Consider the following 15,381-nt stretch of genomic DNA (forward strand, 5'->3'; position numbering starts at 1 on the left):
GGGCTCAGTCCCCCTCGAACCGGATCTCCAGGTCACGCTCGCGTACGCACCGGCGGACCAGCACCGCGACCCGCCGCACCTGCGCGGTCTCGGCCGGAGTGCGGGCGGCCTCGACCAGGCAGTCCAGTTCGGTCAGGAGCTGGGGTGCCCGCTCCGCCCCGACCACCAGCTCACCGAGCGGGTCGACCCGGTCCAGCGTCGGCGTGCGTCCGCCGCCCCGCCCCCGCTTCAGCAGGTCGAGCAGCAGGTCGTCGGGGTCGGGCACCACCTGCGCCGCGACCGAGGACGGCCGACGGCCCGGGCCGCCACGAACCAGCCGGTAGAGGACGACGTCCAGGCCCATGAGCGGTCCCCTCCTCCCGTCGGCGTCCCCGCCGAGGCAACCGGGCGACGGCGCACGCGCCGTCCCTGCCTCCAGTCTCCCCGTCCACGCCACCACCGGCCAGCACCGACGGCGCGCCGCCACGCAAGGTCAGGTCTACTTTGTCCACGCCGCACCCCTGGGACGGAACGGCTGGGCCGGTGGGCGTCCTCGCTCAGCGTCGTGTCGATGCGCAGCCCTCTGCCGACCGCCCCGCACGCGCCTACGCTGAGCCCATGCCAGGCGGACGTCATACAGTGCCACGCCTCCCCGCTCCAGCCTGCCCGTCGACGGCACGGGCGGGGCGATGACCGGCGGCACGCGGGCCACCCGGGCCACCCACGAGGCGCTGCCACCGGCCATGCGGGAGGCCGTGGACGACTTCGCCGACCACCTGGCCCGGGTGCGCAACCGGTCCGCGCACACCGTGCGGGCGTACGTGGCCGATGTGGTCTCGCTGCTCGACCACGCGGTACGGATGGGTTGCTCCGCACCCGCCGAGCTGGACCTGACGGTGCTGCGCAGCTGGCTGGCCCGGCAGCGCACCGTGGGTGCGGCCCGGACGTCACTGGCCCGGCGGGCGGCGGCGGCGCGCACCTTCAGCGCCTGGGCGCACCGCGCGGGCGTGCTCCCCACCGACGTGGCGGCTCCGCTGTCCAGCCCTCGGGCCCACCGCGACCTGCCCACCGTGCTCCGGGCCGACCAGGCCGCCGCCCTCGTCGAGGCACCCGATCGGCGTCCCTCCGCCACCCGGCCCGCCGAAGCGACCGAGCCCGCCGCCGGCGCCCGCCCCGACGCGGCGACCGGCCCCGACCCGGCCGGGCCCGACGCGGACGGACGCCGGGACTACTCGCCCCCCGGGACCAGCCGGCAGGACGGGCCAGCCGACCCCGCCCGCCCCGAGGACGAACCGGTGCGACTACGCGACCGGGTCCTGCTGGAACTGCTCTACGGCACCGGGGTACGGGTCAGCGAGGCGTGCGGGTTGGACGTCGCCGACGTGGACCACGGCCGCCGGGTGATCCGGGTCCTCGGCAAGGGCGGCCGGGAACGCTCGGTGCCGTACGGGGTGCCGGCCCAGCGGGCGATCGACGACTGGCTGCGCTCCGGGCGGCCCGCCCTGGCGGTGCCCGGCTCCGGGGAGGCGCTGCTGCTCGGCGCGCGCGGCGGGCGGCTGAACCCGACGACGGCCCGCCGGATCGTGGCCGGGTACGCCGAGTCCCTCGGCCTGCCCCGGGTCAGCCCGCACGGACTGCGGCACTCGGCGGCGACGCACCTGCTGGAGGGCGGCGCGGACCTGCGCGCCGTGCAGGAACTGCTCGGCCACTCCTCGCTCGGCAGCACCCAGATCTACACGCACGTCTCGGTCGAGCGGCTGCGCGCCGCGTACCGGCAGGCACACCCGCGCGCCTGACCCACCCGCGCATGCCCATTGCGCCGAGTCCCACGTCCGAAGACGTCGCAGTGACGGCGCGTCTCCACCCGCCATGCTGCGGTCCCGGACAGCGCGGCAGGCCCCTACGCTGCCGGGATGCGCTACGGGAGGGGACAGTTGATCGTGCGGCGCGGCATGCATCCGGATGGACGCATCGGCGCTGTGCAGGCGGGCCGGGTCGTGGCCGATGACGACCGTGGGCTGGCGTTGTGGGTCGACGTGGGCGCAGCCACCATGCGACGTACAGACCTGGAGGGCACTCCCACCCGTGCCCTGCCGATCCGTGCAGAGTTGACGGCGCCGACCCTCCTCGCACCGGGGGCCTGGGGTCCATACCGCACGCTGATGGTGATGCCTCCCGGCGCGGCGCACTCGGTGTGGTGGTCCTGGACCACGAACGGAGACTTCGCCGGCTGGTACGTCAACCTCGAAGCACCGATGCGTCGCTGGCGCGGAGGCGTGGATGTCGAAGATCACGCGTTGGACCTCCTCATCACGTCGGACGGCCGCTGGACCTGGAAGGACGAGGACGAGTTCGCTGCCCAGACAGACGATCCTCTGTTCTGGGATACCGCCACGGCTCTACGTATCCGCGAAGAAGGCGAGCTTCTCCTCGCCCGGGCCGTCAGCCGGCAGTACCCCTTCGATGGGACGTGGCAGGACTTCCAGCCCGAACCCGGGTGGCCCCCGGCGCCCCTACCCCACTGGTGGGATGTCCCGGCGGACGGTTGCCAGGTGTGGGACGACAGCTTCTACGCGCCACACTGATGGCTCGGCCGGGAGGCCACCAGCCGGCGTCATGTCTGCGGTGTGGTCACCTGGTGCGCCTCGCGGCTGCCCACCGGCCGTCATCTTCGATGCTTCGAAGGGCGTGACCACGATCGCCGGTGCTTCCCGGGATGAAACCCGCCGCGCTTGTCGACGGATATGATCACCGCGTGACCGTCGCCCGGCCGCCCGAGCCGCTTCCCGGGGCCCGACTGCTCTTCTCGCTCGACCCGGCGGTCAGCTACCTCAACCACGGCGCGTTCGGCGCGGTACCGATCAGCGTGCAGCGGGCGCAGCAGCGGTTGCGCGACGAGATGGAGTCCAACCCGCTGCGCTTCTTCACCCAGGGGCTGGCCGAGCGGATCGGCCACACCCGGCGGCACCTGGCCACCTTCCTGGGCGCCGATCCGGACGGTACGGCGCTGGTCGGCAACGCCACCACCGGCGTCGCGCTGGTCCTGCAGTCCCTCGGCCTGCGGGCCGGCGACGAGGTGCTCACCACCGATCACGGGTACGGCGCGGTCGGCTTCAGCATCGAGCGGGAGTGCCGTCGTACCGGGGCGGGCACCCGGGCGCTGCGGGTGCCGCTGACCGCCACCGACGAGGAGATCGTCGAGATCGTCCGGACCGGTCTGCGACCCGGGCGGACCCGACTGCTCGTCGTCGACCAGCTCACCTCGCCCACCGCCCGCCTCTTCCCGGTCGCGGCCGTGGTGCAGGTGGCCCGGGAACGGGGCGTACCGGTGCTGGTGGACGGGGCGCACGTGCCCGGCATGCTGCCGGTCGACGTCGGCGCCGTCGGCGCGGACTTCTGGGTGGGCAACCTGCACAAGTGGGCGTTCGCCCCGCGGGGCACCGCCGTGCTGGTGGTCGCCCCGCCGTGGCGGGAGCGGATCGAGCCGCTGGTGGTCTCCTGGGAGCAGGGCGCCGGCTTCCCCGGCAACGTGGAGTGGCAGGCGACCCTCGACTACACGGGCTGGTTGAGCGCCCCGGTCGGGCTCTACGCGCTACGCAGCCTCGGCCTGGACCGGGTGCGGGCGCACAACGCGGCGCTGGCCGCGTACGGGCAACGGGTGGTCGGGGACGCCCTCGGGGTGGCACCGGCCGACCTGCCGGACCCGGGTGGACCGGCGGTCGCCATGCGGATCGTGCCGCTGCCGCCGGGCGTGGCCACCACCATCGACACCGCGCGGGCTCTGGACGGCCGGATCGCCGAGCGGCTCGCCGCCGAGGTGGCGGTGATGGCCTGGGACGGTCGGGGCTGGCTACGGCTCTGCGCGCAGGTCTACAACTCCGCCGAGGAGTACGAACGGCTGGCGGTCCGGCTGCCCCCGCTGCTCGCCCGGCCCTGACCCCGGCCCGCGCCGACCACACCGGCAGGCGGCCCTCGCCGTCCGCTCGGCGAGTGCACCACTCGCCGTCCGCTCGGTGAGCGGGCCGCTCGCCGTCCGCTCGGTCAACGGGCCGCTCGCGATTCGCGCGCTGAGCGGGCCGCTCGGGTCGCGCACCGGGAGCAGCCGGACCGGCCCGAGCCCGAGCAGCGCCAGCGGGTCGAGGTAGTCCGCACCGCGCCGCAACCCCCAGTGCAGGCAGGCCGGGCTGGGACAGCCGGGGTGCCCGGCCAGCAGCACGCCGAGTGGCGCGCCGGGCCGGACCGGGTCGCCGGGGCGTACCTCGGGTCGGACCGGCTCGTAGGTGGTCCGCAGGCCCGCCGCGTGCCCCACGGTGACCACCGGCCGGCCGGCGACCACGCCCGCGAAGAGCACCGTCCCGGCGCCGGCCGCGCGCACGGTCGCCCCCGAGGCGCCGGCCAGGTCGACCCCGCGATGACCGGGCAGCCACGGTCGGGGCGGCGGGTCGAAGCGCCGCACCGGGCGGGGCGTGCCGTCGAGCGGCCACCGGAAGGCCGGCGTACCGGCCGCCGCGCCGAGGGCGGCCCGCGCCGCCGCGACTTTCGCGGGCGGTCGGCGGTCGACCGCTGGTCCGGACGGGACGGGCCACGCGGCACGGGTGACTGTGGCGGCCGGCGGGGCGACGGGCCGGGCACCGCCCGGCCGGTCCGCCCCCGATCCGGGGGCCGCCGCGGCGACGGCGCCCGGCGGGCCGAGGACCAGCAGGATCGCCCACCACACCGTCACCGCCCGCACTGCTCTCCGCATGTCCGCAGCATGCCCCCATCGACCACCGGCCGACCCGGACAGCGCGTCCGCTGTGGACGACGGGCCGCCCTGTGGACAACGCCCACCAATCGAGTCGATCTGCTAGGCGACGGGGGCAGCGCCAGCCGCGCCGGCACCCGACCGGCGTGCGCGGGGGACGCGGCCGCGAGCCGCGCCGGCACCGGACCGGTGGAGCGGCGCGACGACTAGGCTGGGCCCACGCGCCGAGGGCAGACACCGGGGAGGCCGCCGTGACCAGCGTGGACGAGGTGAGCCGCCCCTCCCGGGTGGCCGGGCCGGACGAGGCGATCAGCGCCGAGGAGCTGCAACTGGCCGCCCGCAACCACGGCATCCCGCTGGAGGCGTTGCGCTACGACGTCACCCCGGCCGGCCTGCACTATCTGCTGATCCACTACGACATCCCGGACGTCGACCCGGCCGGCCACGCGCTGACCGTCGACGGGGCGGTACGCCTGCCGCTCATCCTCGGGCTGGACGAGCTGCGCTCGCGCCCCCGGGTGACCCGGCAGGTGACGCTGGAGTGCGCCGGCAACGGCCGGGCGCTGCTGCACCCGCGTCCGGTCAGCCAGCCCTGGCTGGTGGAGGCGGTCGGCAACGCCGAGTGGACCGGCACGCCGCTCGCGCCGCTGCTGCGTGAGGCCGGCATCGCGCCCGAGGCGGTCGACGTCGTCTTCACCGGGGCCGACCACGGCGTCGAACGCGGTGTCGAGCAGGACTACCAGCGGGCCCTCCCGGTCGCCGACGCGCTGCGGGAGGAGGTGCTGCTGGCGTACGAGATGAACGGCGCTCCCCTGCTGCCGCAGCACGGCGCGCCGCTGCGGCTGATCGTGCCCGGCTGGTACGGCATGGCGCACGTGAAGTGGCTGCGCGGCATCACCGTGCTGACCGAGGAGTTCGACGGCTACCAGAACGCGGTGGCCTACCGGCTGCGCCGGGACGCCGACGACCCGGGCGAGCCGGTGACCCGGATCGAGCCGCGCGCCCTGGTCCGCCCGCCGGGGTTCCCGGACTTCATGACCCGCACCCGGGTGCTGCGTCCCGGGCCGTGCACGGTGGACGGTCGGGCCTGGTCCGGGCACGCGCCGATCACCTCGGTGGAGGTGACCACCGACGGCGGGGCGACCTGGGCAGCGGCCATTGTGGACCCGCCGCGCGGCGGGGACTGGTCCTGGCGGCGCTGGCGGTACGAGTGGTCGCCGCAGCCGGGCCGGTACGTCCTCGGCGCCCGGGCCACCGACGCGTCGGGGCGGACCCAACCGGTCGAGCAGCCGTGGAACCGGGGCGGGTTCGCCAACAACCTGGTCCAGCGGGTCGAGGTCGCGGTCCTCGCGGACTGACCCGCGAGGCGGCCCGCCCGGTGACCGCCACGCCACGGCAGTGCCGCCGGACGCAGACGGCACTGCCGGGGGCGACGCGGGCAGCCGTGGCGGGCGGAATCCGGAAAGCACGCGTCAGCAAGGCAGGCGGCAGGTCGGGGGAAGAGGTCGCGCGGGCCGGCGGGTGGGGGATGCCGGTGGGAAGAGCGGTGCGTCAGCCGCCGAAGCCGGAGTCGGCGGGGAGGGAGATGTCAGGCTTCTCCAGCTCCTCGACGTTGACGTCCTTGAAGGTCATCACCCGGACGTTCTTCACGAAGCGGGCAGGGCGGTACATGTCCCACACCCAGGCGTCGTGCATCTCGACCTCGAAGTAGACCTCGCCGTCGGAGTTGCGCACGTGCAGGTCGACCTGGTTGGCGAGGTAGAAGCGGCGTTCCGTCTCCACCACGTAGGAGAACTGGCGGACAATGTCGCGGTACTCCCGGTAGAGCTGCAGCTCCATCTCGGTCTCGTACTTCTCGAGATCTTCCGCGCTCATCGCACTCCGCCTTCCATGACCACATCTTCCCCCACCGGCGCCGGAGGCCGAGGCTGCTCGCCCAACGCCACGCCGACGGTACCCCCTGACGCGTCGAAGCGCTCCATCGGCTCGGACGCGGGCCCGATGACGGGCCGTCGGGACCGCGGCGGACGGCCGGCGCGGCCGGACACGGCGGCCACGTTGACGTACGAGAACCGGTGCTCCACGCAGGGGCCGCGCTCGCGCAGCGCCTCGCTGTGCTCGGGCGTGATGTACCCCTTGTGCTCGGCGAAGCCGTAGCCCGGGTACCGCCCGTCCAGCTCCACCATCAGCCGGTCCCGGGTGACCTTGGCCAGCACGCTGGCCGCCGCCACGCAGGCCGCCACCCGGTCGCCCTTCCACACCGCCAGCCCCGGGACGTCCAGCCCGTCCACGCCGAAGCCGTCGGTCAGCACGTACTCCGGCCGGGTGGTCAGCGACGCCAGCGCCCGGCGCATCGCCGCGACGTTGCACACGTGCAGGCCCCGGGCGTCGACCTCCTCGGCCGGGATGATCACCACCGCGTACGCCAGGGCGCGGGCGACGACCTCCTCGTACACCCGCTCCCGGCTGGCCGGGGTGAGCAGCTTGGAGTCGGCCAGCCCGTCGATCTCACCGCGCCGCCCCTCGGGCAGCACCGCGGCGGCGGCGACCAGCGGCCCGGCGCAGGCGCCCCGGCCGGCCTCGTCGGCGCCGGCGACGTGCCGGAAGCCGCGCCGTTGCAGGGCCCGTTCCAGGGCGTAGAGCCCACCTTCGCGGCGCACCACCGTGCGCGGGGGCGTCAGCACGGCGCGCCCCCGCTCGGGTCGGTCAGGGCCCGGGTCAGCACGGCGGGCAGGTCCTCCGGGTAATAGCGGTCGCCGGTCGCGGTCAGCTCGTCGACCGACCACCAGCGGTGCCCGGAGACGCTGGCCCGCTCGATGTCGGTGAAGCCCGTGGTGTCCACCTCCCAGCCCGCCACCCGGACCAGGAAGAACTCCTGCTCCTGCCGGTACCAGACGCCGTCGAAGGGGAACTCGACCGTCTCGGACCAGACCGGCGCGCCCAGCTCGCCCGGGTCCAGCCGCAGCCCGGTCTCCTCGGCCAACTCCCGGGCGGCGCCCTGGGCGGGCGTCTCCCCCGGGTCCAGCCCGCCGCCGGGGGTGAACCAGTACCGGTGCTCGGGACGGGACGGGTCCCAGCCGCTGAACAGCAGCACCCGGCCGCCCGCGTCGACGAGCAGCACCCGGGCCGCGCGGCGAGGGGTGTAGACGGTCACCGCCCCAGCCTGCCAGACGCCGGTGACGAACTGCCACGCCCGGGGCCGGGCCGCGGGTCCGCTACGGGCTGGGGATGGCGTCGAACTGCTCGGGTACGGTGAGCCAGGTGGCCCGGTCCACTGGCCAGAACACGGTGAAGGCCCGCCCGACGACCTGGTCCTCGGGGATGGTGGCGCTGTCGATGTTCCGACCGGACTGCTGCCAGTGCTCCAGCGAGTCGCCGGAGGCGGAGCGGTGGTCGCCCATCACCCAGAGTCGCCCCTGCGGCACGGTGATGTCGAACTCCTGGTCGGCCGGCTTGTCCCGCTCGCCGTTGGCCGAGAAGATGTACGGCTCGTAGAGCGGCTTGCCGTTGATCACCAGCTTGTCGTCGTCGCAGCAGACCACGTGATCGCCGCCGACGCCGATCACCCGCTTGATGAAGTCCTCGCCGTCGGGGTTGCCGCTCCACTCGGTCGGCGCCTTGAAGACGACGACCTCGCCGCGGTGCGGTGACCGGAAGTCGTAGACCAACTTGTTGACCAGCACCCGATCGTCGATCTGGAGGGTGTTCTCCATCGACGGGGACGGGATGAAGAAGGTCTGCAACACGAAGTAGCGGACCAGCACCGCCACCAGGATCGCCACGCCCAGGAGGATGGGCAGCTCCTTCCAGAAGGAACTGCGGGGCTTGTCGGTCTGCTCGTCAATCACGGGTGGAGCCTACGTCCCCTGGCACGGGCCGATCGTCCGGAACGCGCGACAACGGACATCAGGGTCACCGCCGGGAGGACGAGAGCGACACCGCCCACCGGGGTCGGTTCGGCCGGTGGCGGGGCGGCCGGGGCGGCGGCCGGCCGGGAGAGCTCGTCGAAGGTCTCCGGCACCGGCAACGAGGTCCACCGCTGGGACGGCCAGACCACCATGAACGCCCGGCCGACCACGTTGTCGATCGGCACCGGGCCCTGGCAGCGGGCGTCCTGCGAGACCAGTCGGTGGTCGCCCATCACGAAGATCTGGCCGGGCGGCACGACCACCTCCTCGAAGCGCCGGGACCGGCACTCGCGGGCGTTGGGCGGCACGTCCAGCGGCGAGTTGCGGATCACGTACGGCTCGTCCAGGGGGGTGCCGTTGACCAGCACGCGCCCCTGGTCGTCACAGCACTTCACCCGGTCGCCGGGTACGCCGATGACCCGCTTGATGAAGTCCTTCTCGCCCGGGCGGCTGACCCCGACCAGGTCGCCGAACGTCCGCCCGACCTTGTCGGCGAAGCCGGGCTCGGGCTCCTGGACCTCCTGCGGGACCCACCGGTCGGTGCCCCGGAAGACCACGACCTCGCCGCGCACCGGGTCGCGCACGTCGTAGACGACCTTGTTGACCAGCACCCGGTCGCCGATGAGGAGGGTGTCCTCCATCGAGCCGGAGGGGATGAAGAAGGCCTGGAGCAGGAAGGTGCGGATCAGCACGGCCAGACAGAAGGCGACCACCAGCAGCAGCGGGAGCTCCTGCCAGAGCGGCATCTGCCGACGGGTGCGCCGGGTCCGCCGGCGCCACGGATCGACTGTGCCGTCCTCGTCAAGCACCTGCACCACGCCACTCCCCGGTCCGCGGAAACGACACTACCGCCCGGGAGCCTCGTCGAGGCCCCACGGGCGGTAGTGGACATTCGCACGCCGTGACCAGCGTCGCGGCGTCGCTGCCCCGCTGCGCCCGTACGACCAGGGTAATGGGATCTGGTCGATACGACACCCGCGCAGCTCAAGCGGCGTGGCGAGCGGGAAGTCAGCTGGGCTGCTTCTCCCGCTTCTCCTTGATCTTGGCCTTCTTGCCGCGCAGCTCGCGCAGGTAGTAGAGCTTGGCGCGACGCACGGCACCGCGGGTCACGACCTCGATCCGGTCGATGCCCGGGCCGTTGAGCGGGTACGTCCGCTCCACGCCGACACCGAAGCTGACCTTGCGGACCGAGAAGGTCTCGCGCAGACCGTCACCCTGGCGGCGGATGACGACGCCCTGGAAGATCTGGACACGGGACCGGTTGCCCTCGACGACCCGCGCGTGCACCTTGACGGTGTCACCGGCGCGGAAGTCGGGGAGGTCGGTCCGCTTCGACTGGGCGTCAAGGGCGTCCAGGATGTTCATCGCTGCGTCCTCGTGAGGCTCACGGCGCACCGTCACTCGGTGCGCGGATGGGTGATTCTGATCCCCGGGTGGTGGTCGGCGGGCCGACCCCGGTCGAGGATCCTCGCAGCCGCCCGCGGGCGCGGGTGGATGCGGCAACCCCCCTACTTTGCCACATCCCCCGGCGGCAGCTGAAATCCGGCCCGGTCCAACGCGGCGACGTCCCGTTTGTCCAGGCTCTCCGGAGGCAGCGCGCCGATCATGTCGGGCCGCCGGGCGGCGGTGCGGGCCAGCGCCTCGTCGCGCCGCCACCGGGCGATCCGCCCGTGGTCGCCGGAGCGGAGCACCTCCGGCACCTCGTGCCCGCGCCAGGCCGCGGGCTTGGTGTACATCGGGGCCTCCAGCAGCCCGTGCGCGTGTGACTCCTCGTCCAGCGAGCCGGCGTTGCCGAGCACCCCGGGCAGCAGTCGGGTGACCGCCTCCAGGATCACCAGCACCGCCACCTCGCCGCCGAAGAGCACGTAGTCGCCGAGGGAGACCTCGGTGACCCGCATCCGGGTGGCGGCGTGTTCCAGCACCCGCTGGTCGATGCCCTCGTACCGGCCGCAGGCGAAGAGCAGGTGCGACTCGGCGGCCAGCTCGTGGGCCATGGCCTGGGTGAACCGGACGCCGGCTGGCGACGGCACCAGGAGCCGGGGCAGGGTGTGCCCGTCGGGGCTGAGCTCGTCGGGGGCGAGGGCGTCGAGCGCCTCGCCCCAGGGCTCCGGCCGCATGACCATGCCCGGGCCACCGCCGTAGGGCGTGTCGTCGACCGTGCGGTGCACGTCGTGGGTCCAGCTCCGCAGATCGTGTACGGCCAGCCGCAGCGTCCCGTTCTCCCGGGCCCGGCCGATCAGCGACAGGTCCAGCGGGGCGAAGTACTCCGGGAAGATCGACACGACGTCGACGCGCATGGGGGTGGCTCCGGTCTCAGAGGTCGAGCAGACCGGCCGGCGGGTCGACCACGACGCGACCGCCGGCGAGATCGACCTCGGGGACGATCGCCTGGACGAAGGGGATCAGCGCGGTACGCCCCTCGGGGCGACGCAGGACCAGCAGGTCCGAGGCGGGGGCGTGGTCGATCCGGGCCACCTCGCCCAGGTGCTCGCCGGCCGGGGTGACCACGGCGAGACCGACCAGCTGATGGTCGTGGAACTCCTCGGGGTCCTCCGGCGGCGCGACGTCGGCGCTGTCCACGCCGAGCAGGGTGCCGCGCAGCGCCTCGGCGACCTCGCGGTCGAGAATGCCCTCGAAGGCGACCAGCATCCGGCCCTGGTGCCAGCGGGCCGCCTCGATGGTCAGCTCGGCCGGGACCGTGAAGGGCACTCCGGGGCCGGGGGCGGGGTTGGCCGGGGCGGCCGCCCCCGGCTCGGTCCGAAGAACCGTGCCGGGGGCGAAACGCGCTTCGGGCTCGTCGGTCCGCACCTCCACGGTGACCTCACCGCGGATGCCGTGCGGTTTGCCGATCCTGCCGACGATGAGCAGCATCAGTACGAGTCGACGATGTCGACGCGTACTCCGCGTCCACCGATGGAGCCGATCACCTGGCGCAGTGCCTTGGCGGTCCGGCCGGACCGCCCGATCACGGTGCCGAGGTCCTCGGGGTGCACGCGGACCTCGAGCCGCTTGCCCCGACGGGAGTCGACCATCCGGACACGCACGTCGTCCGGGTGGTCCACGATGCCCTTGACCAGGTGCTCCAGCGCGGGACGCAGCGGCATGTCAGGCCTGCTCACCGGCGTCGGCAGCAGCGGCCGGGGCCGGGGCCGGAGCCTCGGTCTTCGGCGCCTCGGCCGGAGCTTCGGTCTTCGGAGCCTCGGCCTTGGCGGCCCTCTTGGCCGGCTTGGCCGGGGTCTCCGGAGCCAGGCCGGCGGCGGCCTTCGCCTCGGCCTCGTACGCCGCCTTGCGGTCGGCACGCTCGGGGGCGACCTTCAGCGGCGGCGGGGCCGGCAGGCCCTTGAACTTCTGCCAGTCACCGGTCAGTTCCAGCAGACGCTGCACCGCCTCGCTCGGCTGCGCGCCGACGGAGAGCCAGTACTGGACCCGGTCCGACTTGACCTCGATCACCGAAGGGTCTTCCTTCGGCTGGTACACGCCGACGAACTCGATCGCGCGACCGTCGCGCTTGGTGCGCGAGTCGGCGATGACGATGCGGTACTGCGGGTTGCGGATCTTGCCCATCCGCAGGAGCCGGATCTTTACGGCCACAGTTGTTTCGCTCCTGTTGCGATCTCACCGGCCCGGTACGGGCGGTGCACGGGTGAGCGCCGACCGGCACAGTGGGGTTGGGCCGGAGACAGCTCGGTGGACTGGCGACACGCCCGGGTTAGAGGGCGCCGGACGCGCGCCGGATACCAGCGACCCATTCTGCCAGATCGGGTGCCGATCTCTCACACCGGACCCGGACACGTCACCCGACACGGCGCGGGCGGTGACGCGGAACACGGTCAGCGGACCGGCGGACGGTCCCAGCCGGGCGGCAGTCCGTCGGGTACGTCCCAGTCCGGCGGCGGGACGAAGTCGCACCAGGTGCCGTCGAACGGGAATACCCCCGCCTCGGCCCGGGCGATCACCCGCTCCCCCTCGGCCCGTACCGCCGCCTCGTCGGCCACCCAGTAGTCGTCTCCGAAGGCGAGCCGCTCGGCGAACTCCTCCTCGTCCTTCCACCGCCAACTGTGGTCCGGGTACACCACCACGTCGAGGTCCTGGTCCACCACGTCGACCCCGGCGACCTGGCCGTCGTCCCAGCGGACGCCCGGCTCCTCCAGGTTGACGTACCAGTTGGCGAACCGGCCCCGCGCGTCGGAGAACCACCAGACCGAGTGGGCCGCCCCGGTGGGCAGGAACTTCAGCAGCGGCGGGCCGCTCCACCGGCCGCGCGCCAGCCGGTACGACGAGGAGATCCACTCGGCGAAGGGCATCGCCCGCATCCCCAGGCCGGCCTCGGTGACCTCGTGGGCGACCGGGGTGTCCCGGGCGATCCAGATCAGCAGTCCGCGCTCGTCGTCGCTGACCACCCGGCCCGGCCGGACCCAGCCGATCCGGCCGTGCCGCACGTTGCGGTGCATGATCAGACGACCCGGCGCGAACCGGTCGGCGGGACCGTCCGGGCGCACGTCAGTAGGCGCGGGCGAGGATGGCGACCAGGTCCGACTCGTCCTCCGAGTCGGGCACCGAGCCGTCGGCGCGGAGCAGGCAGCGCACGGTGACGCCCTGACCGTTCGCCTCGGCCTCACCCGCCACGCCGACCGCCGACCACGGCACCTTGGCCCAGCCGGTGGCCGCCGCCTCGATCGCCTCGGCCAGCGTCGACACCTCGACGGTGCGGGACTCGCGGTGCGCGAGGGCCTGGTCGTGCAGCACCCGCTGGTCGGCCTCGAGGGCGGCCAGCACCGCGCCGACCACGTCCGCGACCGGGGTGGGGGCCTTCGAGCCGTTCGTACGCCGGACCACGACCGCGTTGCCGGCGGCCAGGTCGCGGGGGCCGACCTCGACGCGTACCGGATAGCCGCGCAGCTCGGCGTCGACGGCCCGGCGGCCGAACGCGGTGTCGGTGCGGTCGTCGAGCGCGACCCGGACGCCGGCGTCCCGCAGGCCGTCGCGGAGCTTGGCCGCCGCCTCGGCGACGCCCTCGCCGTCCTTGACGATCATCACGTACGCCTGGACCGGCGCCAGCTTCGGCGGCACCCGCAGGCCGTTGTCGTCGCCGTGGGCCATGATCAGGCCGCCGAGCATCCGGGTCGAGGTGCCCCAGGAGGTCGTCCAGGCGTGCTCCCGGCCGCCCTCGGCGGAGGAGTAGCTGATGTCGAAGGCCTTGGCGAAGTTCTGCCCCAGCTCGTGGCTGGTGCCGAGCTGGAGGGCCTTGCCGTCGCCCATCATGCCTTCGCAGGTGTACGTGGCGGTCGCGCCGGCGAAGCGCTCCCGGGCGGTCTTCAGACCGACCACCACCGGGATGCCGAGCACGTTGACCATCAGGTCCTCGTACGCCTCGTGCAGGATCCGCCGCGCGTAGGCGCGGGCATCCTCGCGGGTGGCGTGCGCGGTGTGCCCCTCCTGCCAGAGGAACTCGCTGGTCCGCAGGAAGATCCGCGGGCGCAGCTCCCAGCGGACCACGTTGGCCCACTGGTTGAGCAGCAGCGGCAGGTCCCGGTACGAGTCGATCCACTTGGCCATGAACTCGCCGATCACCGTCTCGCTGGTGGGGCGCACCACCACCGGCTCGGCGAGCTGCTTGCCGCCACCGTGGGTGACCACGGCGAGCTCCGGCGAGAAGCCCTCGACGTGCTCGGCCTCGCGCTTCAGGTAGCTCTCCGGGATGAAGAGCGGGAAGTACGCGTTCTCCGCGCCGGCCGCCTTGATCCGGGCGTCCATCTCGGCCTGCATCCGCTCCCAGATGGCGTAGCCGGCCGGTCGGATGACCATGGTGCCGCGGACCGGGCCGTTGTCGGCCAGCTTCGCCTTGGCGATCAGGTCCTGGTACCAGCGGGGAAAGTCCTCCGCACGGGGAGTGAGCACGCGTGCCATGACCGCACATCCTAGGCGGCGTCCGCGCCGCCGCTGCGCCCGGGAGGCGGCGCGCCGCGTCCGCGCCGCCGCTGCGCCCGGGAGGCGGCGCGCCGCGTCCGCGTCGCCACGCGGCCCGGCGGCCCTGGGCCCGGGGCCGGTGGTGCGGGGCGCGGGCCCGCCGGGCGGACGTCGGGGCGGGTCGGCGATCGTAGACTTCGACCACCATGGGTGAGCTGAGGGATTCCGCCCGGCAGCGGCTGCGCGACACGATCGTCGACGCCGCTCGCGCGCAGACCGTCGCGTCCGGCTGGGACGGGGTACGGATGGGTGGGGTGGCGGCCGCGGCCGGGGTGAGCCGGCAGACCGTCTACAACGAGTTCGGCAGCAAGGCGGGGCTGGCCGAGGCGCTCGCCCGGCGCGAGGTGGACCGGTTCGTCGCCGACGTCCGCGCGGCCCTGCGCGAGCACGGCGCCGACGTGCGGGCCGGCGCGTACGCGGCCATCTGGCACACGCTGACCGAGGCGGCCGGCAACCCGCTGATCAAGGCGATCCTGACCAGCGCCCGGGGCGGCTCGGACGCGCTGCTGCCGTACCTGACCACCCGCGCCGAACTGGTGCTCACCGAGGCCTCCGGCGCCCTGCTGGACTGGGCGGGCGACCACCTGCCCGCCGCCGATCCGGCGGCCCTGGCCTTCGCCGCCGACACCGTCGTCCGCCTCGTGGTCAGCCACATCGTCCTGCCCCGCGCCCCCATCGACCAGACCGCCTCCTCCCTGGCCGACCTAGCCCTCCACCTCTTCCTCACGGCCGCAACCCCCTGACCCGGATCCCCCTCCCCCTCCCCACCCCAAGATCGGCGTG

At 74.0% G+C, this 15,381-nt stretch carries 18 protein-coding genes and 1 pseudogene; 5 read left to right on the forward strand and 14 right to left on the reverse strand.

Going from position 1 to position 15,381, the window contains the following annotated elements; genetic code table 11:
- Nucleotides 1-4: 4 nt before the first annotated feature.
- Complete coding sequence (locus tag KBX37_RS24115) at nucleotides 5-343, reverse strand: hypothetical protein (RefSeq protein ID WP_210778190.1); 339 nt, start codon at nucleotides 341-343, stop codon at nucleotides 5-7.
- A 325-nt stretch (nucleotides 344-668) separates the two neighbouring features.
- On the opposite strand from KBX37_RS24115, the gene KBX37_RS24120 reads away from it, so the two are divergent.
- The 3 genes from KBX37_RS24120 to KBX37_RS24130 all read left to right on the forward strand — a co-directional run bounded on the left by KBX37_RS24120 (nucleotide 669) and on the right by KBX37_RS24130 (nucleotide 3,916).
- Nucleotides 669-1,775, forward strand: a complete 1,107-nt coding sequence (locus tag KBX37_RS24120; protein ID WP_210778191.1) for a tyrosine recombinase XerC — start codon at nucleotides 669-671, stop codon at nucleotides 1,773-1,775.
- 117 nt (nucleotides 1,776-1,892) lie between these two features.
- Entirely contained in the window at nucleotides 1,893-2,564 is a 672-nt protein-coding gene (locus KBX37_RS24125; RefSeq protein ID WP_210778192.1) for a DUF402 domain-containing protein, read from the forward strand.
- 170 nt (nucleotides 2,565-2,734) lie between these two features.
- Nucleotides 2,735-3,916 (forward strand): aminotransferase class V-fold PLP-dependent enzyme, encoded by a 1,182-nt coding sequence (locus KBX37_RS24130; protein ID WP_210778193.1) that lies wholly within the window; start codon nucleotides 2,735-2,737, stop codon nucleotides 3,914-3,916.
- Nucleotides 3,917-4,069: 153 nt separating this feature from the next.
- Here KBX37_RS24130 and KBX37_RS36050 read toward each other — a convergent pair.
- Nucleotides 4,070-4,723: pseudogene (locus KBX37_RS36050) on the reverse strand (murein hydrolase activator EnvC); the annotation flags it as partial.
- A 251-nt stretch (nucleotides 4,724-4,974) separates the two neighbouring features.
- On the opposite strand from KBX37_RS36050, the gene KBX37_RS24140 reads away from it, so the two are divergent.
- Nucleotides 4,975-6,081 carry a sulfite oxidase gene (locus KBX37_RS24140; protein ID WP_210778195.1) on the forward strand — a complete coding sequence of 369 codons (1,107 nt, stop codon included), beginning with the start codon at nucleotides 4,975-4,977 and terminating at the stop codon, nucleotides 6,079-6,081.
- Nucleotides 6,082-6,274: 193 nt separating this feature from the next.
- On the opposite strand, the gene KBX37_RS24145 is transcribed toward KBX37_RS24140, so the two are convergent.
- The 12 genes from KBX37_RS24145 to proS form a co-directional block, all read right to left on the reverse strand.
- Nucleotides 6,275-6,598, reverse strand: a complete 324-nt coding sequence (locus KBX37_RS24145) for a DUF2469 domain-containing protein (protein ID WP_007075222.1) — start codon at nucleotides 6,596-6,598, stop codon at nucleotides 6,275-6,277.
- Nucleotides 6,595-7,407: a ribonuclease HII gene (locus KBX37_RS24150; protein WP_210778196.1), complete on the reverse strand. Its 813-nt coding sequence runs from the start codon at nucleotides 7,405-7,407 to the stop codon at nucleotides 6,595-6,597. The genes KBX37_RS24145 and KBX37_RS24150 overlap by 4 nt, the downstream gene beginning before the upstream one ends.
- Complete coding sequence (locus KBX37_RS24155; protein WP_210778197.1) at nucleotides 7,401-7,877, reverse strand: NUDIX hydrolase; 477 nt, start codon at nucleotides 7,875-7,877, stop codon at nucleotides 7,401-7,403. Before KBX37_RS24155 ends, KBX37_RS24150 begins: the two co-directional genes overlap by 7 nt.
- A gap of 61 nt (nucleotides 7,878-7,938) precedes the next feature.
- Entirely contained in the window at nucleotides 7,939-8,571 is a 633-nt protein-coding gene (gene lepB / locus KBX37_RS24160; protein ID WP_210778198.1) for a signal peptidase I, read from the reverse strand.
- Nucleotides 8,568-9,449, reverse strand: a complete 882-nt coding sequence (gene lepB / locus KBX37_RS24165; RefSeq protein ID WP_210778199.1) for a signal peptidase I — start codon at nucleotides 9,447-9,449, stop codon at nucleotides 8,568-8,570. The genes lepB (KBX37_RS24160) and lepB (KBX37_RS24165) overlap by 4 nt, the downstream gene beginning before the upstream one ends.
- Before the next feature lie 190 nt (nucleotides 9,450-9,639).
- Nucleotides 9,640-9,996 (reverse strand): 50S ribosomal protein L19, encoded by a 357-nt coding sequence (rplS, locus tag KBX37_RS24170; RefSeq protein WP_088991045.1) that lies wholly within the window; start codon nucleotides 9,994-9,996, stop codon nucleotides 9,640-9,642.
- Nucleotides 9,997-10,139: 143 nt separating this feature from the next.
- On the reverse strand, nucleotides 10,140-10,928 hold the full coding sequence (gene trmD, locus KBX37_RS24175; RefSeq protein WP_210778200.1) for a tRNA (guanosine(37)-N1)-methyltransferase TrmD: 789 nt from the start codon (nucleotides 10,926-10,928) through the stop codon (nucleotides 10,140-10,142).
- A gap of 16 nt (nucleotides 10,929-10,944) precedes the next feature.
- The gene (gene rimM, locus KBX37_RS24180; RefSeq protein WP_210778204.1) at nucleotides 10,945-11,499 is read right to left on the reverse strand and encodes a ribosome maturation factor RimM; all 555 of its coding nucleotides are present in this window, start codon (nucleotides 11,497-11,499) and stop codon (nucleotides 10,945-10,947) included.
- 2 nt (nucleotides 11,500-11,501) lie between these two features.
- Nucleotides 11,502-11,762, reverse strand: coding sequence for an RNA-binding protein (locus KBX37_RS24185; RefSeq protein ID WP_172862164.1), 261 nt, complete (start codon nucleotides 11,760-11,762; stop codon nucleotides 11,502-11,504).
- Nucleotides 11,737-12,222: a 30S ribosomal protein S16 gene (rpsP, locus tag KBX37_RS24190; RefSeq protein ID WP_210778201.1), complete on the reverse strand. Its 486-nt coding sequence runs from the start codon at nucleotides 12,220-12,222 to the stop codon at nucleotides 11,737-11,739. Before rpsP ends, KBX37_RS24185 begins: the two co-directional genes overlap by 26 nt.
- 239 nt (nucleotides 12,223-12,461) lie before the next feature.
- A complete protein-coding gene (locus KBX37_RS24195) occupies nucleotides 12,462-13,082 on the reverse strand; it encodes a DUF402 domain-containing protein (protein WP_210778205.1) in 621 nt (206 codons plus the stop codon).
- 49 nt (nucleotides 13,083-13,131) lie between these two features.
- Nucleotides 13,132-14,538 carry a proline--tRNA ligase gene (proS, locus tag KBX37_RS24200; RefSeq protein ID WP_210778202.1) on the reverse strand — a complete coding sequence of 469 codons (1,407 nt, stop codon included), beginning with the start codon at nucleotides 14,536-14,538 and terminating at the stop codon, nucleotides 13,132-13,134.
- A 206-nt stretch (nucleotides 14,539-14,744) separates the two neighbouring features.
- On the opposite strand from proS, the gene KBX37_RS24205 reads away from it, so the two are divergent.
- On the forward strand, nucleotides 14,745-15,341 hold the full coding sequence (locus KBX37_RS24205; protein WP_088963501.1) for a TetR/AcrR family transcriptional regulator: 597 nt from the start codon (nucleotides 14,745-14,747) through the stop codon (nucleotides 15,339-15,341).
- Nucleotides 15,342-15,381 lie beyond the last annotated feature (40 nt).

Origin of the sequence: Micromonospora sp. U56 (assembly GCF_018070095.1) — a bacterium.
In the GTDB taxonomy this organism is placed as follows: Bacteria; Actinomycetota; Actinomycetes; order Mycobacteriales; family Micromonosporaceae; genus Micromonospora; species Micromonospora purpureochromogenes.